The sequence below is a fragment of the Stenotrophomonas sp. 01N47 genome, from assembly GCF_056399165.1.
Map to the genome: position 1 here is coordinate 314,509 of NZ_JBFTQU010000001.1, position 25,852 is coordinate 340,360.

The 25,852-nt window shown below is 66.3% G+C and carries 25 protein-coding genes; 10 read left to right on the forward strand and 15 right to left on the reverse strand.

The genetic code is table 11. The features are described 5' to 3' along the window. Positions 1 to 6: 6 nt before the first annotated feature. From AC1DKR_RS01420 to AC1DKR_RS01435, 4 genes are read left to right on the forward strand one after another with little or no spacing between them, the layout of a single operon-like run. Entirely contained in the window at positions 7 to 936 is a 930-nt protein-coding gene (locus AC1DKR_RS01420) for a TIGR03571 family LLM class oxidoreductase (RefSeq protein WP_478030604.1), read from the forward strand. Between the two features lie 19 nt (positions 937 to 955). Next, positions 956 to 1,894 (forward strand): cyclase family protein, encoded by a 939-nt coding sequence (locus tag AC1DKR_RS01425; protein WP_336028801.1) that lies wholly within the window; start codon positions 956 to 958, stop codon positions 1,892 to 1,894. Continuing rightward, positions 1,891 to 2,220 (forward strand): MoaF-related domain-containing protein, encoded by a 330-nt coding sequence (locus tag AC1DKR_RS01430; protein ID WP_478030606.1) that lies wholly within the window; start codon positions 1,891 to 1,893, stop codon positions 2,218 to 2,220. Before AC1DKR_RS01425 ends, AC1DKR_RS01430 begins: the two co-directional genes overlap by 4 nt. A 24-nt stretch (positions 2,221 to 2,244) precedes the next feature. Continuing rightward, complete coding sequence (locus tag AC1DKR_RS01435) at positions 2,245 to 3,246, forward strand: aldo/keto reductase (RefSeq protein ID WP_478030609.1); 1,002 nt, start codon at positions 2,245 to 2,247, stop codon at positions 3,244 to 3,246. A gap of 33 nt (positions 3,247 to 3,279) precedes the next feature. Here the strand turns inward: AC1DKR_RS01435 and AC1DKR_RS01440 are convergent, their stop codons facing one another. Further along, positions 3,280 to 4,173 (reverse strand): LysR family transcriptional regulator, encoded by an 894-nt coding sequence (locus tag AC1DKR_RS01440; RefSeq protein ID WP_478030611.1) that lies wholly within the window; start codon positions 4,171 to 4,173, stop codon positions 3,280 to 3,282. A gap of 106 nt (positions 4,174 to 4,279) precedes the next feature. Between AC1DKR_RS01440 and AC1DKR_RS01445 the strand changes: the two genes are divergently transcribed. Further along, positions 4,280 to 5,023 (forward strand): SDR family oxidoreductase, encoded by a 744-nt coding sequence (locus AC1DKR_RS01445; RefSeq protein WP_478030614.1) that lies wholly within the window; start codon positions 4,280 to 4,282, stop codon positions 5,021 to 5,023. A gap of 73 nt (positions 5,024 to 5,096) precedes the next feature. On the opposite strand, the gene AC1DKR_RS01450 is transcribed toward AC1DKR_RS01445, so the two are convergent. Together AC1DKR_RS01450 and AC1DKR_RS01455 are read right to left on the reverse strand one after the other, a co-directional pair. Beyond that, positions 5,097 to 7,448 (reverse strand): GH92 family glycosyl hydrolase, encoded by a 2,352-nt coding sequence (locus AC1DKR_RS01450; RefSeq protein ID WP_478030617.1) that lies wholly within the window; start codon positions 7,446 to 7,448, stop codon positions 5,097 to 5,099. A gap of 125 nt (positions 7,449 to 7,573) precedes the next feature. Continuing rightward, the gene (locus tag AC1DKR_RS01455; RefSeq protein ID WP_478030621.1) at positions 7,574 to 8,806 is read right to left on the reverse strand and encodes a hypothetical protein; all 1,233 of its coding nucleotides are present in this window, start codon (positions 8,804 to 8,806) and stop codon (positions 7,574 to 7,576) included. 586 nt (positions 8,807 to 9,392) lie between these two features. On the opposite strand from AC1DKR_RS01455, the gene AC1DKR_RS01460 reads away from it, so the two are divergent. After that, positions 9,393 to 9,641 carry a hypothetical protein gene (locus tag AC1DKR_RS01460; RefSeq protein WP_478030623.1) on the forward strand — a complete coding sequence of 83 codons (249 nt, stop codon included), beginning with the start codon at positions 9,393 to 9,395 and terminating at the stop codon, positions 9,639 to 9,641. 66 nt (positions 9,642 to 9,707) lie between these two features. On the opposite strand, the gene AC1DKR_RS01465 is transcribed toward AC1DKR_RS01460, so the two are convergent. After that, complete coding sequence (locus AC1DKR_RS01465) at positions 9,708 to 10,031, reverse strand: thioredoxin family protein (protein ID WP_478030625.1); 324 nt, start codon at positions 10,029 to 10,031, stop codon at positions 9,708 to 9,710. A gap of 5 nt (positions 10,032 to 10,036) precedes the next feature. After that, positions 10,037 to 10,453 (reverse strand): baeRF12 domain-containing protein, encoded by a 417-nt coding sequence (locus AC1DKR_RS01470; RefSeq protein WP_025874400.1) that lies wholly within the window; start codon positions 10,451 to 10,453, stop codon positions 10,037 to 10,039. Positions 10,454 to 11,040: 587 nt separating this feature from the next. On the opposite strand from AC1DKR_RS01470, the gene proP reads away from it, so the two are divergent. Further along, on the forward strand, positions 11,041 to 12,528 hold the full coding sequence (proP, locus tag AC1DKR_RS01475; RefSeq protein WP_025874399.1) for a glycine betaine/L-proline transporter ProP: 1,488 nt from the start codon (positions 11,041 to 11,043) through the stop codon (positions 12,526 to 12,528). Between the two features lie 49 nt (positions 12,529 to 12,577). Here the strand turns inward: proP and AC1DKR_RS01480 are convergent, their stop codons facing one another. From AC1DKR_RS01480 to AC1DKR_RS01525, 10 genes are all read right to left on the reverse strand, one after another. Next, a complete protein-coding gene (locus AC1DKR_RS01480) occupies positions 12,578 to 13,177 on the reverse strand; it encodes a hypothetical protein (protein ID WP_312785528.1) in 600 nt (199 codons plus the stop codon). A gap of 67 nt (positions 13,178 to 13,244) precedes the next feature. Further along, the gene (locus AC1DKR_RS01485; RefSeq protein WP_478030628.1) at positions 13,245 to 13,865 is read right to left on the reverse strand and encodes a hypothetical protein; all 621 of its coding nucleotides are present in this window, start codon (positions 13,863 to 13,865) and stop codon (positions 13,245 to 13,247) included. Between the two features lie 35 nt (positions 13,866 to 13,900). Continuing rightward, positions 13,901 to 14,554: an ATPase gene (locus AC1DKR_RS01490; RefSeq protein WP_478030630.1), complete on the reverse strand. Its 654-nt coding sequence runs from the start codon at positions 14,552 to 14,554 to the stop codon at positions 13,901 to 13,903. Between the two features lie 3 nt (positions 14,555 to 14,557). After that, a complete protein-coding gene (locus AC1DKR_RS01495) occupies positions 14,558 to 14,899 on the reverse strand; it encodes a type II toxin-antitoxin system prevent-host-death family antitoxin (protein WP_478030634.1) in 342 nt (113 codons plus the stop codon). A gap of 100 nt (positions 14,900 to 14,999) precedes the next feature. Continuing rightward, positions 15,000 to 16,460, reverse strand: coding sequence for a surface lipoprotein assembly modifier (locus tag AC1DKR_RS01500; protein WP_478030637.1), 1,461 nt, complete (start codon positions 16,458 to 16,460; stop codon positions 15,000 to 15,002). Positions 16,461 to 16,550: 90 nt separating this feature from the next. Next, positions 16,551 to 17,315: a Slam-dependent surface lipoprotein gene (locus tag AC1DKR_RS01505; RefSeq protein ID WP_478030639.1), complete on the reverse strand. Its 765-nt coding sequence runs from the start codon at positions 17,313 to 17,315 to the stop codon at positions 16,551 to 16,553. 56 nt (positions 17,316 to 17,371) lie between these two features. Beyond that, positions 17,372 to 20,482, reverse strand: a complete 3,111-nt coding sequence (locus AC1DKR_RS01510) for a TonB-dependent receptor (RefSeq protein WP_478030642.1) — start codon at positions 20,480 to 20,482, stop codon at positions 17,372 to 17,374. A 234-nt stretch (positions 20,483 to 20,716) separates the two neighbouring features. Further along, the gene (locus AC1DKR_RS01515) at positions 20,717 to 21,670 is read right to left on the reverse strand and encodes a FecR family protein (protein ID WP_478030644.1); all 954 of its coding nucleotides are present in this window, start codon (positions 21,668 to 21,670) and stop codon (positions 20,717 to 20,719) included. Positions 21,671 to 21,752: 82 nt separating this feature from the next. Then, the gene (locus AC1DKR_RS01520; protein ID WP_478030646.1) at positions 21,753 to 22,256 is read right to left on the reverse strand and encodes an RNA polymerase sigma factor; all 504 of its coding nucleotides are present in this window, start codon (positions 22,254 to 22,256) and stop codon (positions 21,753 to 21,755) included. Between the two features lie 128 nt (positions 22,257 to 22,384). Beyond that, positions 22,385 to 23,311 carry a LysR family transcriptional regulator gene (locus AC1DKR_RS01525; protein ID WP_442243670.1) on the reverse strand — a complete coding sequence of 309 codons (927 nt, stop codon included), beginning with the start codon at positions 23,309 to 23,311 and terminating at the stop codon, positions 22,385 to 22,387. A 150-nt stretch (positions 23,312 to 23,461) separates the two neighbouring features. Between AC1DKR_RS01525 and AC1DKR_RS01530 the strand changes: the two genes are divergently transcribed. The 3 genes from AC1DKR_RS01530 (at position 23,462) to AC1DKR_RS01540 (ending at position 25,801) form a co-directional block, all read left to right on the forward strand. Then, a complete protein-coding gene (locus tag AC1DKR_RS01530) occupies positions 23,462 to 24,328 on the forward strand; it encodes a pirin family protein (protein ID WP_478030651.1) in 867 nt (288 codons plus the stop codon). 70 nt (positions 24,329 to 24,398) lie between these two features. After that, complete coding sequence (locus AC1DKR_RS01535) at positions 24,399 to 25,079, forward strand: hydrolase (protein WP_100465562.1); 681 nt, start codon at positions 24,399 to 24,401, stop codon at positions 25,077 to 25,079. Positions 25,080 to 25,159: 80 nt separating this feature from the next. Continuing rightward, entirely contained in the window at positions 25,160 to 25,801 is a 642-nt protein-coding gene (locus AC1DKR_RS01540) for a hydrolase (protein ID WP_478030653.1), read from the forward strand. The last annotated feature ends 51 nt before the right edge of the window (positions 25,802 to 25,852 follow it).

A 25,852-nucleotide genomic window follows, 5' to 3' on the forward strand; every position in this document is an offset into this window, starting at 1 on the left:
GCGCTGATGGCTACTGCGTTGACACGACTGCAGGCGGGCGGCTTCAGCATTGGCATTGAAGCGCCGCTGGACAACGACTGGACGCCGCTGGGCGAACAGGCACGACGCATTGCGCGCCGCCTGCCGGGCGAACCGGACCTGCAGCAGCACGCCGACCTTGCCAGGCTGGCCGACCGCCTCGGCTTCCGTGCGCTGTGGGTGCGCGACGTGCCGGTGTACGACCCGGCATTCGGCGATGCCGCGCAGGTGTTCGAAGTGTTCACCTATCTCGGCTACCTGGCCGGCATCACCGAAGAGATCCTGTTGGGGACCGGCGCGGTGGTGCTGCCGATCCGCGAACCTCTGCTGACGTTGAAGTCGGCACGCAGCGTACAGCAGCTCAGTGGCGATCGCCTGCTGCTGGGCGTTGCCAGCGGCGACCGGCCGGTGGAGTACCCGCTGTTCGGCCGCGACTTCGACACCCGTGGCACGCGCTTCCGCGAGCAGATCGGGCTGCTGCGCGAAGGCGCCGCTGCACGGCTGCCGCAGGGGTTGGAAGTACTGCCTGCCGATGGTCGGGCGCTGCCGCTGCTGGTGGCCGGCCTGGCGCAGCAGCAGCCGGCCTGGATCGGCGCGCATATGGACGGCTGCCTGGCTTACCCCGGCACGCCCCAGGAACACGCCCACCGCGTGGCGGCGTGGCGCGCGGTAGCCGGCAACAAACCCTATGCCAGCTTCATCCACCTGGATCTGCTGGAACGGGCCGACGCACCGCTGCAGCGTTGGCGCTTCGGCCTGCGCGGCGGCCGCAATGCGCTGCTGGCCGAACTGCAGGCGATGCAGGCCGCCGGCGTCGACCACATCGGCCTGCAGTTCCGCCGCAACGAACGGCCTTTGGCCGACACCTTCCACGAAATCGCCGAGTACGTGTTGCCGCAGTTCGCGGCGCACGCGTGACCGGCACTGGAGCCCCGCAATGAACATCACCTCCCTGACCCTGCTTGCACTGGCCTCGCTCCCGCTGCCCTCCGCCGCTCTCGCTGCGGACTGGTATCCCTCGGTATACGGCGCCAACGATGAGATCGGCGCGGCCAACCTGCTCACCCCCGATGTGGTCAAGCAGGCGGTGTCGCTGGTGAAGACCGGCAAGACTTATCCGCTGGCGGTACCGGTAGACAAGAACCTGCCCGCCTTCCGCCATCGCAGCTTCCGCCTGTACAACGTGCAGGTCGGGCAACAGGCCGGCAAGTCATTGGGCCCGAACAGGTTCACCTTCAACGATGAACTGGTGAACGCCTGGACCGGTGTCGGCACCCAGCTCAACGGCATCGGCCACATCGGCATCGACAACGTGTACTACAACGGCAACAAGGCCGCCGACTTCGTCAGCGTCGATGGCGTGCGCAGGCTGGGCGTGGAGAAGGTACCGCCGCTGGTCACACGCGGCGTGGTGCTGGACATGACCGCGTACTACGGCAAGCCCATCGTGCCCGGCGGCACCGAGTTCAGCGTCGCCGACATCCAGGCCGTGCTGAAGCAGCAGCACCTGACCCTGCGCAAGGGCGATGTGGTGCTGTTCAACACCGGCTGGCTGGAGCTGATCGGCAAGGACAACACGCAGTTCCTGGAGGTCGAGCCGGGCATCGGCATGGACGCGGCGAAGTGGCTGGCCGACCAGGGCATCGTCGCCTTCGGCGGTGACACCTGGGCCTCGGAGGTCTACCCCAATCCGCACGGCGCCGACGAGTTCCCGGTGAACCAGTACATGCTGGCCAAGCGCGGCATCTACAACCTGGAACTGATCGACAGCCGCGCGCTGGTGCGCGACAAGGCCTGGGAATTCCTGTTCGTGCTCGGCCAGCCGCTGTACGTCGGCTCCACCCAGGTCAACATCAACCCGGTGGCGATCCGATGAGCGACGCCCCGCCGATGTTTGCCGGTCGCCGGTTCCGGGTCAGCTATGACGGCCTGGCCGCCGACAACCGCTACAGCGCTGATGGCCATCGCGTGCACTACGCCATCGCCTCCGGTGCCTATGCCGGTGCCCACGGCGAAGCCAGCTGCGAGTGGCGGCAGGTTGCCGAGGGCATCTATGCCATTTCCTGGCAGGAAGCCGACGGTGCCACCGTGGTGCACGTCGATGACTTCCTGCACGGCCATTCGCTGGCGTGGTTCACCGCCACCGATGGCCGCTTCCACCGCATGCAGGGCACGCTGCAGGCGCTGCCCCCGCACGACTGAATGTCCCTTCCCCACGAGATTCCCATGCGACTTTCCATTCCCTCGCCCATCGGCTTCGGCACCGCACCGTTGGGCAACATGTACCGCAACATCCCCCAGCAGGAGGCGCTGGATACCGTCGAGGCAGCCTGGCAGCAGGGCATCCGCTACTTCGACGCCGCACCGCTGTACGGCGCTGGCCTGGCCGAACTGCGCCTGGGCGAGGCCCTGCAGCATCACGACCGTGATGCCTATGTACTGAGCAGCAAGGTCGGCCGCCGTGTGCTGGACGAGGTGGAAGACACCACCCTGCGCGACCTTGGTGAGAAAGGCGGCCTGTTCGAGCATGGCCTACCCAACCGCATCGTCTACGACTACAGCGCTGACGGCACCCTGCGCGCGATCGAGGAGAGCCTGCAGCGCCTGCGTACCGATCGCCTGGACATCGTCTGGATCCACGATCCGGCGCGTGACTTCCATGGCGATGCCTGGAAAGAGGTCTTCCAGCAGGCGATGGACGGCGCCGCCGTGGCGCTCACCCGCCTGCGCGAGGAGGGCGTCATCAAGGCCTGGGGCCTGGGCGTCAACCGCGTGCAGCCCTGCGAGATGGCGCTGCAGCAGGCCGACCCGGATGGCTTCCTGATTGCCGGGCGCTACACCCTGCTCGACCACGAAGAGGCCCTGCAGCGATTGATGCCGGCCAGCGCCGCACGTGGCGTCGGCATCGTGGTCGGCGGGCCGTACAACTCCGGCATCCTTGCCGGTGGCGCGCATTACGAATACCAGACCGCCACGCCAGAGGTGCTGGCCCGCGTGCAGGCATTGCGCGACGTTGCGGCAGAACACCAGGTGGACCTGCGCGCCGCCGCGCTGCAGTTCTCGCTGGCGCACCCGGCAGTGGCAGCGGCGATTCCCGGTGCAAGCCGTCCCGAGCGCATCGCCGAGAACCTGGCGTTGGCCAGGGCGACGATTCGCACCGCGTTCTGGCAGGCATTGCGCGACCGCCAGCTGGTGTCATCGCACGCGCCGTTGCCCGGCCTGGGTTGAGCGGCAGGTCGGCGACGCCGGCCACGGTCGGCGTCAGCCTGCGTCCTCGAACACAGCCGCCACCCAGTCGATGAACACCCGCAGCCGCGGCGATGGCGTACGGTTGCGCAGATAGACCAGGCTGACCGGGCTCGGTGTGGGTGGCATCCCGGGCAACAGCTCCAGCAACTGCCCGCGCGCGATGTAAGGGTCCATCCGGTAACGCGGTGCCTGGATGATGCCCAACCCGGCCAGCGCGGCACCGAGGAAGGCGTCGGCACCGGACACCCGCACGCGTGCCGGCAGTGGTACGTGGCGAACCTGCCCGCCCTGCTGGAACTCCAGCGGAATCAGCTGGCCGGTGGCGCTGGAACGGTAGCCGACCATCTGGTGTCCCGCCGCCAGCGACGCGATGTTTTCCGGCCACCCGTGTGACTTCACATAGGCGGGCGACGCCACCGTGACCTCGCGCAGCAACGCCAGGCGCCGTGCGGCCAGATCGCTGTCGGCCAGGGTGCCCACGCGGATGGCCCCATCCACCCCCTCGCGCAGCAGGTCGACATAGCGGTCGCCCTCGCTGACCTCCAGTTCGATGTCCGGGTACCGCTGCAGGAAATCCGGCAGATGCGAAAACAACAGGTGGCGCCCCAGCGTACCGTGCACCTCGATGCGCAGCGGCCCGCGTGGCGGCACGTCACGGAATGCGGCTTCGGCATCGTCCATGTCCGCGATCAGGCGCAGACAGCGGCCATAGAAGGCCTCGCCTTCCAGCGTCGGCACCACCACGCGCGTGGTCCGGTGCAGCAGGCGCACGCCCAGACGCTGCTCCAGTGCTTTGATCGCGTCGGTCACCGTGGCCCGCGGCAGCCCCAGGTCTTCGGCGGCACGGCTGAAGCTGCGGCGCTCGACGATCCGCACGAACGCACGCAGGGCGGTGAATCTGTCCATTGTTCGGGCGGCCGGATGATGTTTCCGGATTATCCATGATTATCCGCGACGGCGGAGAGACGAAGATGGCCGTGCGCCATGCCGGCGCGCCCTTCTGGAATCTGCCATGACCTCCTCTGCTTCCCACTCTGTCGCCTTGGTCACCGGGGGCTCCCGTGGCATCGGCGCTGCCATCTCGCGCCGGCTGGCCGCCGACGGCCATGCCGTGGTGATCAACTATGCCGGCCGCCGTAATGAGGCCGAAGCACTGGCTGCCGAATTGACCGCCAGCGGAGGGCATGCCATCGCCCTGCAGGCCGATGTCGCCGACCCGCAGGCCGTGCACGCGCTGTTCGACGCCATCGAGGCACGCTTCGGTGGCATCGATGTGGTGGTCAACAGTGCCGGCGTGCTGCAGCTGGGCGCACTGGCCGACAGCGATGATGCCCTGTTCGATCGCGTGATCGGCATCAACCTCAAGGGTGCATTCAATGTGCTGCGCGAGGCCGCGCGACGCGTGCGCGATGGTGGCCGCATCGTCACCCTGTCCACCAGCGTGGTTGGCATCAAGCTGGAAAACTACAGCGTGTATGCTGCCAGCAAGGCCGCGGTGGAGACCATGGGCGCGATTCTCAGCAAGGAACTGCGTGGGCGCGGCATCACCGTGAACGCGGTGGCGCCCGGGCCGACCGCCACCGATCTGTTCCTGGACGGGAAGTCGCCGGAACTGATCGATCGGCTGGCGAAGATGAATCCGTTGGAGCGGCTGGGTACGCCGGAAGACATCGCCGGCGCGGTAGCGTTCCTGGCCGGTGCCGATGGCGGCTGGATCAATGGCCAGGTGATGCGGGCCAATGGTGGGATGGTGTAACGGCGTGCCAACCACGGTTGGCACCTACCAGATCACGCCACATCGGTAGTCGCCCACCTTGGTGGGCGCTCCGTCACGGGCTCATCGAATACGGTGCCTGCGCGCCCTGCCCCGGCCAGTCCTTGTTCGGTTCGGCCTGCATGGTGAAGTGCAGCTCGCCACCGGCCAGGATCTCATCGTGGCGCAGGAAGGTGCGCTGCAACGGCTTGCCGTTGAGGGTCACGCTGCCGACATAGGTGTGCTTGTCGTCCAGCCCTTCGGCCACGATGGTGAAGGTCTTGCCGTTGGGCAGCCGCATTGCGGTCTTCGGCAGGAACGGGCGGCCGAGGATGTACTCGCCCGAGCCCGGCGCTACCGGGTAGAAACCCAGCGCGGTGAACACGTACCACGCCGACATCTGGCCCACGTCATCGTTGCCGGCCAGGCCATCGGGACGATCGGCATACTGCGTGTCCATGATCTGCTTCAGGCGTGCCTGCGTGCGCCACGGCTGGCCGGCATGCGAGTACAGGTAGGCGACGTGGTGGCTGGGCTCGTTGCCATGCGCATACCAACCGATCAGGCCGGTGATGTCTTCCATGTGCTCGAAGATGGCCGGATCGACCTTCGCGTTGAACACTTCATCCAGGCGCGCCAGCAGTTTGTCGCTGCCACCATGCGCTGCGGCAAGGCCGGCCACATCCTGCGGCACGTACCATGAGTACTGCCAGGCATTGCCTTCGGTGTAGTCGGTGCCGTAGCCACTGGCGCTGGGGTCGAACGGCGTACGGAAGCTGCCATCGCGCTTGCGCGCACGCATGAAGCCGGTGTCCTTGTCGAAGGCGTTGCGCCAGTTGCCCGCGCGCTTGTCGAAGGTTGCGGCCACATCGGTCTTGCCCATCGCCTGCGCCATGCGCGCGATTGTCCAGTCATCGAACGCGTATTCCAGCGTCTTGCTGGCTGCTTCGCCCTCCTCGTCGATCGGCACGTAGCCCAGCTCACGGTACTGCGCGATGCCATCGTAAGGGCCGTAGTTGGCGGTCTGCACCATCGCCTTCAGCGCCTTGTCCGCGTCGAAGCCACGAATGCCTTTCACGTAGGCATCGGCGATCACCGGCACCGCGTGGTAGCCGATCATGCACCAGTCTTCCAGGCCATGGAACGACCACACCGGCAGCATTCCGTAAGGGCTGTGCTCGTGATGGGCCAGCATGGAATTGACGAAATCGCTGTTGCGCTTCTCCGGCTGCACCAGGGTCAGCAGGGGGTGCAGCGCCCGGTAGGTATCCCACAGCGAGAACGTCGAATAGTTCGTGTAGCCCTTGGCCTGGTGCACGGCGTTGTCAGCGCCGCGGTACTGGCCGTCGGCATCCATGAACAGCGTCGGCCCCAGCAGCGTGTGGTACAGCGCGGTGTACGCGCTGCGACGCGCGTGTTCGGGTGCATCGATATCCAGCACCGACAACGCCTGCGTCCATTCCTGCCGCGCCTGCGCGCGCACACGGTCGAAATCGAAGTCGGCCACTTCGGCATCGAGGTTGGCGATGGCGCCCGCCTCGCTGACCGGCGAAATGGCCACCTTCACCACCAGCGGTGCATCCAGCTTGCCGAAGTCGAAGGTGCCCACCAGCTGCCGCCCCTCGATCTGCGCGCGCTGCGCCGGGTCCTTCTCGCCCGGGGGCGCGAAGCCCTTGTAGACGATGTCCTGTTCGGTGTTGTGCAGCGCGTGGCTGGCCAGCGGCCGCGAGAAGCGCATCGCGAAATACAGCTGGCGGCCGGCGGCCCAGCCACGCGTCTCGCGGAAGCCGGTGATGGTGCCATCGCCACGCACGCGTACCCGCGACCACAGGATCTTGCCCGGGTAGTCATACATGCTGGTACGCATGTCCAGCAGCACCTTGCCTTCGCTGCCCTTCGGGAACGCATAGCGATGCACGCCCACGCGGGCGCTGGTGGTCAGCTCGGCGCGCACCTTGTAGTCGTCCAGGGTGACCGCGTAATAGCCCGGTTCGGCCTTCTCGTCATCGTGGCGGAAACGCGAGGCGTAACCGCTGCGTGGCTTTTCGGGGTCGCCGCGCTCCAGGCCAGGGTTGCCGGTGAACGGCATCAGCAGGATATCGCCCAAATCGGAATGACCGGTGCCGGAAAAGTGCGTGTGCGAGAAACCGACGATGCTGCTGTCGTCGTAACGGTAGCCCGCCGCCCAGCCGTAGGCCTTCTCGCGCGGCTGGATGCGCGTGTCCGGGCTGAGCTGGACCATGCCGAACGGCACCGTTGCGCCGGGGTAGGTATGCCCCTCACCGCCGGTGCCAATGAAGGGATCGACCGAGGCATAGGCCTTGTCGGCGGCGGTGTTGGCCGGGGCGGCCGCAGCCAGGCCGGAGGCGAACATCGCTGTGGCGGCGACAGCGATCAGGAGACGACGGTCCAGCGTGGGCATCGGCATTTGGATCGATTCAGGTGATCGTCAGATCCTAGCACCGGGCTGGCGGTGTCGCATGTTGCGCTGCGGTCATGCATGACGACCCGCCCTGCCGGGCCAAGGATGCGGCGACAGGGCGGGCCGAATCATCAGCGGGCTGCCAGCTCCTTTCCATCGCTGGCCTGGCACCAGGTCTTGCCGCTCGCCGGGCATCCACTGGCATCGCCCAACAACTGGCCGAGCAGTGCCTGCCATTGCTCCCGGTCCTCCATGTACCACTCCACGCCGTGCTCATGGTGGCCTGTCGCCGGCGCCGGGAAGCCGATCACCATCAGTTGCCCGGCCTGCGGTGCGAGCGCCTTGCGTGACCATTGGAATGCTTCGGCGGTGCGCACGGCCATGCAGGTGTTCCCGCCGATCGCGCATGACACACCCAGTTTGGTGGCCGCTTTGTCACGTGGGCTGGTGCCGAGGATCAAGCGCGTCGGCACTACGCCTTTCGTGCCCTGGGCGAAGCCATCGAAGGCGCTCAGTGGCTGCGCCGGAATCAACATGGCCACTCGCAGGTCCGTGATGTTCCTCGGCACGGCGTAGACGCCATCAAGCGCCCCGGCACGCTCCTTCAGCTGTACCGACCCCTCGAAGCCGCGATAGCTGTGACTGCCATCGCCCAACGCGTTGGTCACCACGTAGGCCCCGGAGCTGTGGGTGAATATCCTCACCCGCAGGTCTGCATCCAGCTGATTCAGCACACGGCGCAATTGCTGTCCCACGCGCGGGCCGTTGTACTGGGCCTCGCCCCAGATGCCGATGCCGGCGTCGTTTCCCAGCAGCCCATCCCAATACACGCGAGTGCTGCGCACTTGCGGATAAGCCTCCAACACCGCCTTTTCGAAGGGCACGAGCCACTTGTTGGCACCGCGGAAATCGTTGTTGAACCCGTGCACCACCAGCAGCACGTCCGTGCCCTTCTGTGCATTCAACTGCTTCACTACCATCCTTCGCAGCGCGTCCTGCACCGCCTCCCAATCACGGTCGAAATCGCTGCTGCCTTCAACCTGCGCATGCGCGAGCAGCTTCTTCCATCCGGGCTCGCCGGTACTGGCCTGCCATCGGTACATGCCACGCAGCGTCACCACTTCCAGTGGCGCTACGGCACCCACGTCCGGGTCGAGGGTCAGCATCGCCGCGGTATCAACCGGCACACCGAACGGCGGATACAGATCGCCGGCGCGGTCGAGGAAGATGGCATCGGGCGCCTGCTGCCTCTCTCCGTCCGGGTACACCACGTTGGCGGCGTGTGCCGTGCTGACCACGAGCGTCGCGGCGAGCATCACCATGTTGCTCAGAAACCTGTTCATCGTTACCCCCTGTTCGTCCAATGATCGACAAATGGGCGCGGCAAGCCGCCCATCGATGCAGTTGCAACGGCAGACAACGGTCCTGCGGGTTCGGTACCGACGCCTTCCCCGGCGCCGGCCCCGCCGTTATACCGCATCACGCCACGGCCTGCCCGTGCCCGGGAGGACGTCGTCCAGGGCATGCCTCTGACGCATATGGCCTTGCAGAAGTACAAGCCGTTGCATGGAAACCACGCGGCTCGCCTGAGATCCTTTTCGAACCATTGGCGACAACGGGAAGGTCTTTGATGACGCTGCATATCGCGATTGAAGCCACACAGATGAAATCAGGCCGGGGCCGACGCTACCGGTGGCGAGCACGCGAATGCGGCAAGGGTTCTACAGATTGGCAATCCGGCCCGCGACCTGCGCACGATGGCACCGCAGCGCACACACGCTGCCGGGTGTGGAACCCCGAAACGGGCTTTGGGAGCTGCTTGCCGTGACTACGGCGGGCGGTGCGCGGCGGCCGCATGGCCCTCCGGCTTTTCCCAGAGCTCAGCCGAAGTTCCAACCCCGCACCGCCCGCCACCCTTGCGGTGGCCACCTCCCCTCAAGGAGCCATCGCATGTCGCATGAACCGCCCATCCTGACCACGGAAATGGAATCCCTGTTCTTCCGCATCGAGCACGCCCTGAACACCGCCGAGGGCATGGCGATGATGATCGGCGAGAACCAACCGGCCGACCCGCAGGCGCATCTGCGCCCGGGCTACAGCGTGCAGAAGATCACCGTTGCGATGATGGCGCTGAGCCAGCATGGCCGGCGATTGCTGCATGAACTGCGCGAGCGGCATGTGCGGGTGACGCTGCATTGAAGCGGACATCGCCGGGGAAATGAGCCGAGCGTGGCTCGGCTCCATGGAGGCCACTGAAGAGTCCACTCAATCGGGCAGCGCGCTCTGCAGTGTGGCGAGATCTGCCGCATCCACCGGCCGCACCACGCGCGCCACTTCCGTGCCATCACGCAACAGGATCACGGTGGGCCACAGCTTCACCTGGAACGAGCGGCCCAGCGGCTTGCCCTTGCCGTCTTCGACCTTCCAGTGCGGCAGATCCTGTGCCTCGATGAAGGCCTGCAGTGCCGGTTGCGCAGCCTGGCAATGGCCGCACCAGGGTGCACCGAATTCCAGCAACAGCCAACCGGCCTGCGCATCCACCTTCGCGCGGGCCGGCTCGGCTGCCACATGGTCACGCATGAACGGCATGCCGGTTACGCCTGCAGCGTGCGCTGGATGTCTTCCAGCGGCGCGTTGGTAAGATCCTTGGCGATGTCGGCCAGCAAGCGCGCCTGCGTCTCCTTGTGCAGCAACGGACGGATGCGGCCCAACGTGGTGGGATCGGCAATCAGCACCAGATGCGCATAACGGTTGTTGAGCGCGTCTTCATTGAGCTGCTCGGCCACCTGCTTGGCGAAGGTCGCCTCGTTGAGCTGCGAGATCGACATGTCCTTGGGCACCGCGCCGGATGGCCCCTGACCGGACACACCCTGTTCGCTGATGTCCTGCAGGCGCAGCTCGCCTTCCTGTTTCAGGGTGAGCTTGTGCTCGTTGCCGACGTTGGTGAACACGCGGGCCGAGCCACCATCGGCGACGATAACCAGGGTGCCTTCGGGAATGCGACGGGTCATGCGTTACTCCTTGCGTTGGTTCGTGACCACCGTAAAAGCCGTGGCGTGAGCGAAGCGAGCACAACATGTTCATTCGATGTGCGTGGGTCATGTGCGTGAACAGGCAACTTGGAACGCTGCGTTCGTACTTGCGCCATTCTCGGCACGCTCACACTGTAACCGTTATCATGAACGCATGATCGACACGACCCACTGCACGTCAGCACCTGTTGCTGGCCTGCGGGAAGCACTGCCGACCGGCGCTTCGCTTTCCATCATTGCCTCTCCCTCGCCTTTCCATCGCCTCGCGCTGGATCCCGGCGGATGACGCCTGCGGGCCCTGCCCCGCCTGTTCCCTGCGCCTGCCCCACCCGCGCGTGCACTGACACGTAATCGGACCCATCCGTTCGTCCTGCATGTCGCTCTGCGTTCTGGCAGCGGGCAATGCATGTTGCGTGCGCGGCGTTTCATCGCACACGCCTTTCGCCCCCTTCCGGGTCTTCCATCCGATGCCCCTGCGCCTGCTGCGCCAGCATCGCCGTTTCCGAATTCCGGGACATTCGTACCGCCCATTCCAACGCCATTTCCATTCTTCCAAGGGAGTCCCCATGCAGGACAACTCCGATGCCCATGCCCATTTCGGCTGGTTCAAACGCCGCCGCCATCTGAAGGTCGACGAGATCACCGTTGTCGACAAACCCATGCTCAAGCGCGCCGTCGGCGCCGCTGCACTGGGCAATGCGATGGAATGGTTCGACTTCGGTGTCTATGGCTATCTTGCCGTCACCATCGGCCAGGTGTTCTTCCCGTCCAGCAACCCCACCGCACAGGTGATCGCCGCGTTCGCTACGTTCACGGTGGCCTTCCTGGTACGTCCGCTGGGCGGCATGGTCTTCGGGCCCCTGGGCGACCGCTACGGGCGCCAGAAGGTACTGGCCTTCACCATGATCATGATGGCACTGGGCACGTTCGCCATCGGCCTGATTCCCTCCTATGAGCGCATCGGCATCTGGGCGCCGGTGCTGTTGCTGCTCGCACGCGTGGTGCAGGGCTTTTCCACCGGCGGCGAGTACGGCGGTGCGGCGACCTTCATCGCCGAGTACTCCACCGACCGCAACCGCGGCCTGATGGGCAGCTGGCTGGAGTTCGGCACGCTGGGCGGCTATATCGCCGGTGCCGGTACGGTGACCGCACTGCACATGCTGCTGAGCAGCGAACAGATGCTGGACTGGGGCTGGCGCATTCCGTTCCTGGTGGCCGGCCCACTCGGCCTGCTGGGTCTGTACATGCGCATGCGGCTGGAGGAAACGCCAGCGTTCCGCGCGTTCGCCGAAGAGGCCGAGAAGCGCGACCATGAGCGCCCCGGCCTGGTCGACCTGTTCCGCGTGCACGGCCGCCAGCTGATCGTCTGCATGGGCCTGGTGCTGGTGTTCAACGTAACCGACTACATGCTGCTGACCTACATGCCCAGCTACCTGAGCGTGACCATGGGATATGCGGAGAGCAAGGGCCTGCTGCTGATCATCATCGTGATGCTGGTCATGATGCCGTTGAACATCGTGGGTGGCCTTTTCAGCGACAAGCTGGGCCGGCGGCCGATGATCATCGGCGCCTGCATCGCGCTGCTGGTGCTGGCGGTGCCGAGCCTGCTGCTGGTGGGCAGCGGCAACGACGGGCTGATCTTCCTTGGCCTGATGCTGCTGGGCCTGGCGCTGGTGTGCTTCACCAGTTCGATGCCGTCCACGCTGCCGGCGCTGTTCTATACACCGGTGCGCTACAGCGCGCTGTCGATCGCCTTCAACGTCTCTGTGTCGCTGTTCGGTGGCACAACGCCGCTGGTGACCGCCTGGCTGGTGGAACGCACGGGCGATCCGCTGGTGCCGGCCTACTACCTGATGGGCGCGGCGGTGATCGGCCTGATCACGATGATCTTCGTGAAGGAAACCGCCGGCCTGCCGTTGCGCGGTTCGCCGCCGGCCGTGGGCTGCGACAAGGAGGCGGCTGCGCTGTTGAAGAGCGATGCACCGGTCACGGTGGACCGCGCCCTGCCGCCGTTGCCGGACGTGGCCGAACCGGAACAGGTGACCCCGGCCTGACTGGCCGGGGTGGCGCCAGGCATTGCCTGGCGCTGCCGGGTGCCCAGCGCTAGTCGGCGCGGGTCAGCTTGCCCGGGCTCCAGCGCAGGGTCCAGACATAGTCGCCATCCGGCGGGCAGACATGCTTGTAATCCACGACATCGCACGTGCGTGCACCGGCAGCGACCTTGAACGCGACGATGATGCGGTCACCTTCGATCCTGATGGAGTGCACCGCACCAGGAATCTGCTCACCCGCGTCATCGCCGTAGCCTGAAGCGCGGATGGCGGCGAAATCCTCTGCCTCCACCGGCGACAGACTCTTCGGGTTCTCCTGGCCACGCGGGTCGTTCCTGCTCAACGCGGTCATCACCGCCACCACATTGCTCTGCGCGAACGAGCCACCGGTATAGGTCGATGTGTAGAGATAGATGACCTCTGCGCGGCCATCACCGTCCAGATCGGCAACGGCGGTCCACACGGGACGGAAATCACTCTCGATGTCATCGCCTGGGATACGCCGCAGCGAAGCTTCGGCTGCGTGGAACGCCTGTACCAGGCTCGGTGGCGATGCCTGCGATGCCGCAGATGCCGGGCCACCGCCCACCAGCGCGCAAAGCGCCAATGCGGAAGGCAGCAGGACGGGATGAAAAAATGCAGGTCCGTGCATGGTGTTCTCCTTGGTGATTCGTTGCGTGCATACACCTGGCATGGCCTAGCGCTGCCGTTGATGCGGACTAGTCGGCGCGGGTCAACTTGCCCGGGCTCCAGCGATACACCCAGGCATGCTGACCTTCCGGTGGGCAGGCCACCTTGCCTCGCACGCACAGCTTCGAACTGCGGGTGCTGTTGAAGGTCACGCGGATGCGGTCACCGTCCATGGTGATCGTTTCCATTTCGCCGGGAATGTGCACAACAGCGTCATCGGCGTAGCCGGAAGCGCGGATCAACGCGTAGGTTTCATCGTCATAGGCGGATTTGCCGGGTGACGTGGCCTGGCCTCGTGCATCGCCTTCGGCCAGCGGGGTCATCACCACCAGCTCGTTGAGCTGCATCGCGCTGCCGGTCTGGGTCGCGGTGTAGAGATAGATGATCTCCGGGCGGCCGTCGCCATCGAGGTCGGCATTGCCGGCCCACAGCGGGCGGTAGTCGTACTGGCTGTCGGTGCCCGGGTGCAGGCGCAGCGATGCCTCGGCGGTGCGGCGTGCCTTGTCGTAGCTCATCGGCTCGTTCGGCGCCTCGGCCTTGGCGTCGGCCGGCGTTGCATCCTGAGCAAGCAACGGTGTCGCCACCGTCAATACCATGGCCGCCACCAGCGCGCGCAGGCCAATGGCCTGCCAGTGCTTCCGCTCGTACATCCCTGTCCCTCGATCAATGAATCTGCGGAGTCGGATCATCGCACAGGCGGGCCGGCAAGCGGCGTGCTGTCGGCATGCAGTTCCATCGCGCGCATGACGATGGGCTTGGCCCAGTCCGGGGTGTGCAGCAGCTCCACCACCGACACCGGATACTGCAGACCCTGGCGATCCAGCGCCAGCACCGGCAAGGGGGCAACACGTCCGTAGCGATCCGCTGGCGCGCTGTTGTCATACACATGCAGTTCGGCCAGGTGCGGCATCAATGCCAGCAGGTTCTCGCGGGCGGAGTCGAAACGTGCGCGGATCTTGTCCTGCGGAATGTCGTGACCACCGCCAGCAACGCGGGCCTCCACGCGGGCAACGTGCAGTTCGACGGTGGCCAACCCGCAGAACCAGATCGCCACGTCGTGCTGGCTGCAGGCCTCGCGCAACAGGCGCGGAATGGTGTTGCCGCCCAAGGTGGTTTCAAAGGCGAAGTCGCTGCCGTCGGCGATCGCCTGGCGCAGCCGTCGTGCGCCTTCCTGCCACGCTTCAGCGTTGGCTTCGGCCAACGGCCAGCCCGCCTCCACCAGCCGTCGGGTGAAGCTGTCCGGGTTGTACCAGCCCAGGCCGTCGGCCTCCAGCCAGGTACCGAGCAGCGAACTCTTGCCGGCGCCGTTGACGCCGGCCAACGCCAGGATCCGCCCCATGAGTCAGAGCGGACGGCCGAGCGCGACCTTGTGGCCGCGGCGGATCGGCTTGCCCATCACCTTGCCCAGCCCCTCACCCTGCTGCAGCTCGGCCAGCGCCTGGTCGAATTCGTTACGCAGGCGCGAGAGCACGTCGCTGCGCTCTTCGGTATCGCTGCCGCTGGCCCTGGCCAGCAGCTCCTGATAGGTCTTGATGTCCACGATCACCGCTTCGGGGTGATTGTGGTTGGTGATGACCAGCGCCTGCTTCTCGCGCACGGTACGCATCAGGCTGGGCCAGCCACGGGTCTTGACCGAGGATGCCGGGGCCTTGTCGAGGCCGGGCAGGTCGAGCGGGAGGGTCATGGCACGGCTCCAGCGGAAGGATATGAGGCCACTATACCCAATTTGGCCAAATTGGGGATAAATGAACCCTCCCGCCTGCCCTCCCGCCCCGGCCGACGGGTCAGAACGCCCGTTCCCATTTCAGGCTCAGCAGGCTGCGGTCGTGGCTGTACAGCCAGTCCACGTTGCTGTCGATGCGGGCGTACCGAAGGCTCAGGCTGGGCACCAGCCCGGCTACGGCCAGGCGCTCGCTGCGCACGATGGCGATCAGGTTCTGCTCGCTGTCCTGCCGACGCGCTTCCAGCAACGGGCTCCAGGCATCGTAGTCACGCTCACGCAGCGACACGAACACGGTGGCCGTGGTGCCGCTCCACTGGCGTGCTGCACCCAGGCGCAGGCCGCGTTGCCGGTAGCCATTGGCGGGATCGGCAGCGCTGCTGTCACTCAGGTCGAACCCGGCAAACACCGTCCAGCGTGGGTTGAGCGCGCGGAACCAGGTGGCATAGATCGCCGCCAGTTCGCCGTCGTAGTTGCTGGCCAACCCCTGCTGTCGATAGCGCTGGCGTTTCCAGTCGGCTTCCAGCTTCAGCAGGCTGCGCGCATCGGCGGCGAACTGCCATTCGCCATGCACGCCGGCACCGCCCTGCAGCGCGTGGTTGCCCAGCCCCTGGTAATCGTAGCTGGGTGCCAGCAGCAGGGTATGCCGCGCGCTGCGCCAGCTGTAACCCGCCTGCACGCTGGCATTGAGCTCGTTGTAGTCGCTGTGCCCGCGCCACGCCTGGCCGAACGCCAGCCCGCGCAGGTACAGCCCATGGTGGCCGGCCAACGGTAGGCGCCGTTCCAGGCTGGCGTCGTAGTCCAGGCCGAACGCTGCCTGTGCATCGGGCAACCGACGTTCGATGAAACAGGTGGTGCCGTCACCGAACAGGCAGGTGCGGCTGGCCGAGCTGCGGTTGATGTTGTCGCTCCACGCGGGGCCAGCAGCGATCGCACCCTTCCAGCGCTGGCGCGCCTGCAGGGCCCGCAGGTAACCGTCCACCCGCGTACGCACACCCGCCGTTGCCGGATCGTCGCCATCGATGCCGGCTGCGATTACCTCGAACAGTGCAATGGCATCGCGGTCGCGCTGGTCTTCGGCATAGACACGTGCCAGTTCCAGCCGCGCCGGCAGGAAGTCCGGCTGCGCGGCGAGCACGGCCTCGTATTCGGCCGCCGCCTTGCGGTGCTGGCCAGCCACCCGCGCAAGCGCGCCCTGCGCGTAGTGGCGCAGCAACGGATCGTGGCCTGGCAGTTCGATGTACTCGGCGAGGAAGGCGGCCACGGCCTGCCATTGCTGGTGCTGCAACGAGAGATAGAGCGCCTGGCCGAGGTCGTCGACAGTGCGCTCCACGCGGTACTGCTGGCCATCGAGGGTGATGGTCGGCCGCTCGTGCTCGGCCTGGCGCAGGCGTTGCTGATCCTGCTGCTGATGACGCAGCTCGCTGCCCTGTTCGAGCACACGGCGCAGATCATCCTGCTGGGCGCGGGCATCATTGACCGGCCATGCCAGCAACAGAACGACAAGAAGGAGAAGGTGGCGCATGTTCGATCCGGTTGAAGCACTATCGCGGGCCGAAGCAGGGACTGGCGGATCGCGGCTTGTCCCTGCCCTGCCCCGTCAGGGGCGTGGCGATCAGTTCTTGCTGCCGCCGAAGGCGGTGTCGTACTGGCTGTTGCCGGCGAAGGTGGCGATGCCGGCCAGGGTGGCGGCGTTGGCGCCGAAGAACTGGCCCTGGGTGCTGCCCGACACCGAGCCATTGGCTACGGCCGTGCCTGCGAAGGACGCAGTGGCGCTGTTGATAGCCGCGCTGACGCCGACTGTCAGGCCACCACCGGCGATCTGACCACGCAGGGTGCCGGCACCGAAGTCGGCGCGGAACGCACCGGTCAGCAGGTTGCTGCCGTTGAACTTGTTCAGGCCCGCCACGCTGTAGGTGGCTACGCCTGCCGGCAATGTGGTGCCTGCGCGGTCACCGGCGAAGTAGACCTGGCGGTTGTTGAAGCCACCGGCGGCGCCATCCTTGGACCATTCACCGAACCAGACATCGCCACTACCCACCTTGACGAAGTTGAAGTGGCCCATGCCGGCGTGGTTGCCCGGGGTGCCGGTGATCGGCATGGCCAGGGTGCGTACGGTGGTGCCGTTGATGGTGGTGGGTGCCGAATAGGCGCTCAGGCCCTGGAAGTCGACGCGGGTGCCCCCGGACACGGTGCCGACGCCGATGCCGGCCTTGCCAGCGACGTGCGGGCCACCATTGACCTGCGATTCGCCGACGTTGACGTTCAACTGCGGATCGGTGACGGCGCTTGCAGCACCGACGATATCGGCGGCATGGGCGGCACCGGCGAGGGCCAGGCTGGCGGCCACGGTGAGCAGGGAGCGGGAGAACGTTTTCATGGAAAAACTCCTTGGATTGAGGGAACTACAGGTACAACGCTTGAATCGGTGAGGCATTAGAAGCGCGCGGTAACCGCGAGCTTGAGGGTGCGACCGGGCGCCGGCAGCGTGGAGCGCGTGGCCGGGTCGACGTAGTAGCGGTTGCCGAGATTGCTGCCGACCAGTTCGACGCTGGCATGGTCGTTGAAGCGCCAGCGCGCATAGGCATCCACCGTGGTGATGTTTCCCCAGGTGAACGGCACGTTCTGCCACAGCAGGCTGCTGCCGCCGGCCAGCAGGCGGTCGCGGTAGGCCTGCAGGTCCGGGTTGTCGTGGCGCCGGTAGTGCACGATGCGGCTGCCCAGTTCCAGCCGTTCGTCGAACAGGCGGGTGCCCAGCGAGAGGTTCACCGACAGCTTCGGAACAGCCTGGGTCAGCAGATAGCCGCCGACGAAACCGTCCTGCACGCAGTTGGGCACCAGGCCGCGGTTGGCATCCAGCTGCACCGCGGTGCTTTCGTCGCACACCTCGTTCTCCAGGGTGCGGGCGATGCCCAGGTCGCTGAAGAAGCGGCGGTTGTCGAACCGCGCCTGCAGCTCAACGCCTCGCAGGGTCTGCTTGTCGATGTTGTCGAACAGGAAATACGCATCACGCTCGATCACATCGCGCGTCTTCTGCACGTAGTAGCTGAGCTTGACGTCCGCGTCGGCGGTGCCGCCGAACAACGCGGAGAGGTTGTGCACATACCCCAGCTCGTAGTTGTAGGCGTGTTCGGGCTTGAGCGGATACAGCGGATTGAGGCTGCTGGAAAACGCGATGGTGCTTTCGAACATGCTGGGGAAGCGCTTGGCCTCGGTGTAGCGGGCATACAGGCGCGCGGCGGGCGAGAAGTGCACGGTGGCCGAGAACGTGGGCAGCCAGGCATGGTCGCGGCGGCGGCTGTTGTGCGCCTGCACCGCCTGCCCCTGCACGGCGTTCTGCACGCGGCAGGTCTGGTCGGTACCGAGCACCATCGGCAGCAGCCCGGGGATCGCGGCCACCTGGCCGTTCAGACACGGGTTGCTGGCACGCGTGTAGTTGCCATCGGCATCGGCTGCCCAGGCGATGCTGTGTTCCACCGGCACCGGCGTTTCGTACTTGCTCAGCAGGTTCTTCAACAGGTCGTCGACCAGCGAGCCCATGCCGATGCTTTCCCAGAACTCACGCTCCGATTCGATCGCATCGATCTCTCCCTGCAAGCTGGCAGGGCGTGGCGGCAGCTCATTGACCCGGTAGCGCGCCTCCTTGCTGCCGACACTGCGGGTCAGCAGCTCCGGATGCGCCTGCAGGAAATCGTCGAACGCCCAGTAGCGGCTGTAGCGCACACCGGCGTTGAGGGTAAGGAACTCGACCGGCCGCCATTCCAGGCTCAGGTAGCCCTCGCCTTCCTGGCGCCGCCCGGCGCGCGGGTACATGCGCCAGCCGTCGGTCACGCCGAAGTACGGATCGCCTGAACGCAGCGTTTCATACTGCCAGTTGCCGCCCACGGTCAGGTCAAGCGTGGAATGCAGGCCGAAGCGGTTGCTCAGGGTCAGGCCGGTACGGTCGTTGCGGGCATTGGCCAGAGCGGTGTTGCGCAGGATCGGGCTGCGGCTGGAATCCCAATCAGGGTTGCCCGAGGCGAAGTTGGGGAAACCGCCGGCGGTGTAGGTATCGCTGTTGGTTTCAGTCCGCCACAGATTGGCACGCAGGTCGAGCCAACGACTGCCGGCCGGCTGCCAGCGGTATTCCAGGTTCCAGGCGTCGGAATCGACCCGGCTGAGCGGCCACTGGATGCGCCCGTAATCCGGTGCGGACAGAATGCGCGAGGGCATGATCTCGCCGTAGTGCGAAAGCGTGCGCCGCCAGGTGGCCTTGAGCTGCTGGTCGTCGGTGATCTGCCAGGTGGCCTTCAGCAGCCACGACTCCTGTTCACTGGAGGTGTTGGGAACTTCATCCCCCGGCTTGAAGTAGCGCGCCAGCGTGGTGATGTAATCGATGCCCTGGTATTCGTACTGCTCGCGCGGGTCCTGGTCGTAGTACGCACTGCCCTTGCTGCCGGAGAAATAGTTGCCGCGCTTGCGCCACGCGTAGGCGGCCATCACGTCCACCCGCTCACCCCGCCAGCCCAGCGCCAGGCGCCAGGCCTGGTCATCGCCATCGAACGGGTTGTCACCACTGCGCGATTTCACTGGCACCACCAGGGTGCGGTCAGCATAGGGCGAGGCCGGCGACGACTGCGGGAACCCCTCCACCGTGCGGTAGTCCTCGCCAGTGTGCAGCCGTGGCAGGCGCGGCGAGACCGCATTGCTGCTGCCTTCGATCTTCAGCTCCCCGCCGAAGCGCTCGCCGGCCGGCACGATGTCGTCGATGTCGAGGGTCTTGATGACCATCGCTCCGCCGATACCGCTGTGTACATCGCGTACCACCGCTGGCCCCTTGATGACCTGGATGCCACCAATCAGGTTGGGATCGATGTAGTTGCGGTTGCTGACGCCGTTGTAGCCCCGCCATACGGTCAGTGCCTGCTCGCCGCCGTCGATGCTGACCGGCACCCGTCCCGGCCCCTGGATGCCGCGGATGTTGAGGTCCAGTGCGCCGCTGTTGCGGGCGTCGCCGCTGAACACACCGACCAGGTCCTTGACCACGTCGGCCGGGTTGGCGCCGCGATAGCGCTCCACCCGGTCGCGACCGGAATAGGCCGTGCTCAGGTCGAGCGCGAACACGTCGTCGTATCCCCAACGATCGCGTGTTTCGCCGCCGTCGGCCTGCAGGCGCCCGCCCACCTTCAGCGTGTCGGTGACCACCACCCCGCCGTCATCGGCGGCGGCCTGCAGGGTCCAGGTACCGCCCGGCTCCTGCTGCGCGCGCAGGCCACTGCCCTGCAGCAACTGGTCCAGTGCCTCGGCGGGGCTGTACTGGCCCTGCACTGCGCGCGAGCGCCGCCCTTCCACCAGATCGCTGCGGAACACCACCTGCACCTGCGACTGGCGACCGAAGCTGCGCACTGCGTCGGCCAAGGCTTGTTCGGGAATGGCATACGCGCGCACGGACGTAGTAGCGGCCTGGGCGCGGGCGGTCGGCGCCCAAGCAAAGGGAACCAGTGCCGTGGCGATGGCCAGGGCGAGGATGGTGGCGCGGCGATGACGGGCGGATGCCGGGAACGGCATGAACGGTGACTCCTCAAGGTGGCGGGACCGTGCGCACATCGGGTGCACGCGGTTCGGTTGGCTTGAGAAGAAACGCGGTTTCGCTCTGGCTATACCACTAGAGACAAGGTGGGATCGGATCTGCCCACGGTTTTTTTGTTGATCGACAGATCATCCACGCATGGCGTGGATCTACCATGCACCCCAGTAGATCCACGCCATGCGTGGATGAACCCACCCGCTACCCCCGTGGCATCACCACAGCAACAACGCGCCGCCCGGCAGGCGCTGGCTGCGCAGACCGGCCTGCTGGGCCACGGCGGCAATCGCCGCATCCGGCTGCTGCAGATGGAACAAGCCGCTCACCGCCACCTGCGCGCCCTGCCCGCGCAGAACCCAGACCGGCGCACGCCGATAGCGGGCAAGGCGCTCGATCGCCTGTTGCGCAGGCAGATCATCAATGACGATCTCGCCGCGTCGCCACGGTGCGATGGCCTCCACATCGGTCAGCTGCAGCGGCTGCAGCCAGCGGCCATCACGGAACGCGCGTGCCTGCCCGGCCTGCAACCGCTGCGCGGCGACATGACCCGGCCGGATCTCGACTTCACCCTGGCTGACCTCGGTGGTCACCACGGCATCCTGCAAGGCAACGCTGAATGCCGTGCCGATGTCACGGATCTCGCCACCGCCGGCCTCCACCCGGAACGGTCGTGCTTCGTGCGCGACCTGGAACCAGGCGCTGCCAAGCAGCAACTGCAGGCGGCGCTGGCCGGCGCTGAAATCAAGCGACAGCGCACTGCCTGCATCCAATATGGCAGTGCTGCCATCCTGCAGCTGCACAGTGCGCGGCGCGTTGCCGCTGCGCACATCGCTGCGGACCAGCAGCCACGCGTGCGGCGCCGCTGTCACCGAAAGCAGCAGCACCGCCGCACTGGCCAGCAGCCAAGGCAGTCGACGACGCGGCGGCAGCGGCCGCAGCGCGGGTTCGGCAGTCAGTTCCGGAAGCGCAGCCAGGACATCCGGACCGGCAGCGTCCAGGCCCTGCCAGAAGGCCTGCTGCTGGCGCCAGGCATCGGCATGCCGGGGATCGGCCTGCAGCCAGCGTTGCAGGGCGCGTTGCTGGCGCTCCGGCAACCGGCCCGCATTGCACCGTATCACCCAGCGCAACGCCTGCCTGGCCTGACGCGGCGAGGGTATGGACGTAGTCATGATTGTGGCCTGCGGCACCACCAATGGGTGCGCCTTACAGTTGAGACAACGGCGAGCGGCATCTGCCCACGGCACCTGCAGGTCATGCGCGGCTTCCCCGCTGCTGTTGCTGGATGAGCAGGGCCGCGCGCAGCACGTACTTGCCCACCACACTCTTGGAAATACCCAGGCGCAGGGCGATCTCGCGCTCGCTCAGGCCAAGGTAGCGGTTGAGCACGAAGCACTCGCGCACCTGTGGCGGCAGCGCCAGGATGGTCTGGCTGATCTCGCGCAGCTGCGCCTGGTCCAGCGCCTGCGCCTCGCCATCATTGCTGGCATCGGCCAGGTCGCTCGCGTACTCCGCCATCGCCCGCCGTTCGCGTGCGTCGGCCTGGCTGCGGTTGAGCGCGTGGTGATAAGCCATGCGGTACAGATACCCGCGCGGTTCCAGGATCGGCGGGTCGCCGGGCACGCTGCTGGCCTTCAGATAAAGGTTCTGCAGCGTGTCCTCGGTACTGGCCGGGTCGAGGTAGCGGGCAATGAAGCGGGACAACGCACGGCGCTCGCGGATCAACAGCTCGATCAGCGCCAGGGCATTGGGAGACATAAGTGCCAAGGCCGGACCGGGGAATGATGGGCGTGATGGCGACGGTCCGGACGTGGATTGTGGGCCGCGCGGCGATGCGCGGCAAGCGAATCCCCGAACCTCATCCATGCATTGCGTGGATGTGTTGCCTACGGTTCCTGCAGCGCATCGAAGCGCTCGGCCAGGTAGTCGATCAACGCGCGCACCGCCGGCAGCAGGCCGCGCCGCGAGGGGAACACGGCATGCACGATGCCATGCCTGGGCTGCCACTGCGGCAGGATCGGCACCAGCGCGCCGCTGGCCAGTTCGTCGGTGATCATCATCCGCGGCAGCATCAGCACGCCGACACCGGCCACTGCCGCACTGCGCAGGGCGATCATGTCATCGCTGACCAGCCGCGGGCGGTGGTGCACGCTGGCCGTCACCTCCTCTGGCCCGGCGTATTCCCAGGCATGCACCTGTGCTGGCGATGCCAGGTCCACGGTCGGCATCATCGCCAGATCGGCCGGCACCTTCGGCGTACCCAGGCGCTTGAGCAGGGTCGGACTGGCAGCGGTGCACCAGACGCGACGGGCCAGCACGCGCACCACCAGATCACTGTCTTCCAAGGGTGGCGGGCGCACACGGATGGCCACGTCCACGCCCTCGCCCACCACGTCCACGCGACGGTTGGTGGCATCCAGTTGCAGGGTCACCTGCGGATGCAGGGCCAGGAAGTCGGCCAGCATGTCGCCAATGCGCGCGTGCAGCAGTGCGATCGGACAGGCCAGCCGCAGAGTACCCCGTGGCTCGGCGCGTGACAGCGCGATGGCCTCCTCGGCGGCTTCGGCCTCCACCAGCATCGCCTTGCAGTGCCGGTAGTAGTCCTGGCCGATCTCGGTGACCGAAAAGCGGCGGGTGGAACGTTGGATCAGACGGACCCCCAGCCGTTCCTCCAGCAAGGCAATGCGGCGGCTGAGCTTGGACTTGGGCATGGCAAGTGCACGCCCTGCCTGCGAGAAGCCGCCATGCTCGACCACCATGGCGAAGTAGAAGAGGTCGTTGAGGTCGCAGCGGCGGATGTCGGCGATGAACACGGGACGATCTCCTGCGGCCCTTGCCGGGCCTTCATCGTTCACAAAATAGGACTATGACGGCAAATTCTGCCCACTACCGGGGCCATTGTCACGGCGATATCGTCTCCGCAACGAAAAACAGCGACCGGTTGCCCCGGTCAGGAGATCGCCATGAAGCGTGTCACCGGTACCTACAGCGCCCCCCGCCCGCATTGGGTGGGCGACGGCTTCCCCGCCCGTTCGATGTTCTCCTACAACACCCATGGCCAGCACCTGAGCCCGTTCCTGCTGCTGGACTACGCCGGGCCGTACAGCTTCCCGCCCAGCGAAACCCCGCGCGGGGTCGGCCAGCATCCGCACCGCGGCTTCGAGACCGTCACCATTGTCTACGAAGGCGAAGTCGCCCATCGCGACTCGACCGGCGCCGGCGGCACCATCGGCCCGGGTGACGTGCAGTGGATGACCGCTGCGTCCGGCATCCTCCATGAGGAATTCCACACGCCGGAATTCAGCAAGCGCGGCGGCACGCTGGACATGGTGCAGCTGTGGGTGAACCTGCCGGCCAAGGACAAGATGGGTGCGCCGGGCTACCAGACCCTGCTCGATGCGCAGATTCCTTCGGTGGCCTTGCCCGACGGTGCCGGCCGCGTGCGCGTCATCGCCGGGGCATTCGATGGCCATGCTGGACCGGCACGTACCCATACCCCCATGGATGTGTGGGACATCCGCCTGCTGCAGGGCCAGCACGCCGAATTGCCGGTGGCCGATGGCCGCACCCTGGCGCTGGTGGTGCTGAAGGGCACGGTGCGGATCAACGGCGGCCAGGCAGTCGGCGAAGCACAGCTGGTGACCTTCGACCGCAGCGGCGAAGACGTGTTCATCGACGCCGACAGCGACGCCACGGTGCTGCTGCTCAGCGGCGAACCGATCGACGAGCCGGTGGTGGGCTATGGGCCGTTCGTGATGAACACCCAGGCCGAGATCAGCCAGGCCGTGAAGGATTTCAACGGCGGCCGCTTCGGCCAGATCGCGCACTGATCCAGTGCCTTGCGGCGGGCAACCGGCCCGCCGCATTCCGGGCTTTCGCCCCCTACCCAGGAAACTGACCATGAGTACCCCCGCCAACTTCAACGGCGCCCGCCCGGTGATCGACCCGGATAACGCCGCGATGCTGCTGATCGACCACCAGAGTGGCCTGTTCCAGACCATCGGTGACATGCCGTTCACCTCCGTGCGCGCGCACGCCACCGCACTGGCGAAGATGGCAACGCTGGCGAAGATGCCGGTGATCACCACCGCGTCGGTACCGCAGGGACCGAACGGTCCGCTGATCCCGGAGATCCACGACGCCGCACCACATGCGCAGTACGTGGCACGCCGCGGCGAGATCAATGCGTGGGACAACCCCGAGTTCGTCGCCGCGGTGAAGGCCACCGGCCGCAAGCAGCTGATCATCGCCGGCACCATCACCAGCGTATGCATGGCCTTCCCCTCCATTGCCGCCGTCGCCGACGGATACCAGGTGTTCGCGGTGGTCGATGCCTCCGGCACCTACTCGAAGATGGCCGAGGAAATCACCTTGGCGCGCGTGGTGCAGGCCGGCGTGGTGCCGATGGATACCGCTGCGGTCGCCTCGGAAATCCAACGCACCTGGAACCGTGAGGACGCCCAGCAGTGGGCTGCGATCTACACGCAGATCTTCCCCAACTACCAGTTGCTGATCGAGAGCTACCAGAAGGCGCAGGACGTGCAGAAGAACCACGAGCAGCTGGATTCGCAGCGCAGCTGAGCCCACTGCATCCACGGCGATTTCCGCCTGCCGGCACGCCACCGGCTCCACCGCAAGCCAACCCCGACCAGGACACCCTCATGGCCAGTGAACCGATCCGTGACCCCGTCAGCGACCACCTGCTGACGCCGCAGAATTCCGCCTTCATCATCATCGACTACCAGCCGGTACAGGTGAACTCCATCGCATCGATGGACCGCCAGCTGCTGGTCAACAACATTGTCGGCACCGCCAAGGCGGCGGTCGCCTACGGCCTGCCGATCGTGCATTCGACCGTGAACGTGCAGACCGGCCTGAACAAGCCGCCGATCCCGCAGCTGCGCAAGGTGCTGGGCGACTACCCGACCTACGACCGCACCACCATCAATTCCTGGGAAGACGTCGAGTTCCGCAAGGCGGTGACAGCGACCGGCCGCAGGAAACTGATCATGACCGCGCTGTGGACCGAAGCCTGCCTCACCTTCCCGGCACTGGATGCGCTGAAGGAAGGCTATGAAGTCTACGTGGTGGTCGATGCGGTGGGCGGCACCTCGCTGGCCGCGCATGATGCCGCGCTGCGCCGCATCGAACAGGCTGGTGGCCAGTTGATCAGCGTGACGCAGCTGTTCTGCGAACTGCAGCGCGACTGGGCACGGGCGGAGACGGTGCCGGCCTTCATGAATCTCTTCATCGAAACCGGTGGTACGGCGGGTATCCAGTTCTCGTACGATCGTACGGAGTGATTCCGTGGCGGCTCCGGCTCCGGCTGGCGCCGCCTTCTCCTGCAGCCGAGC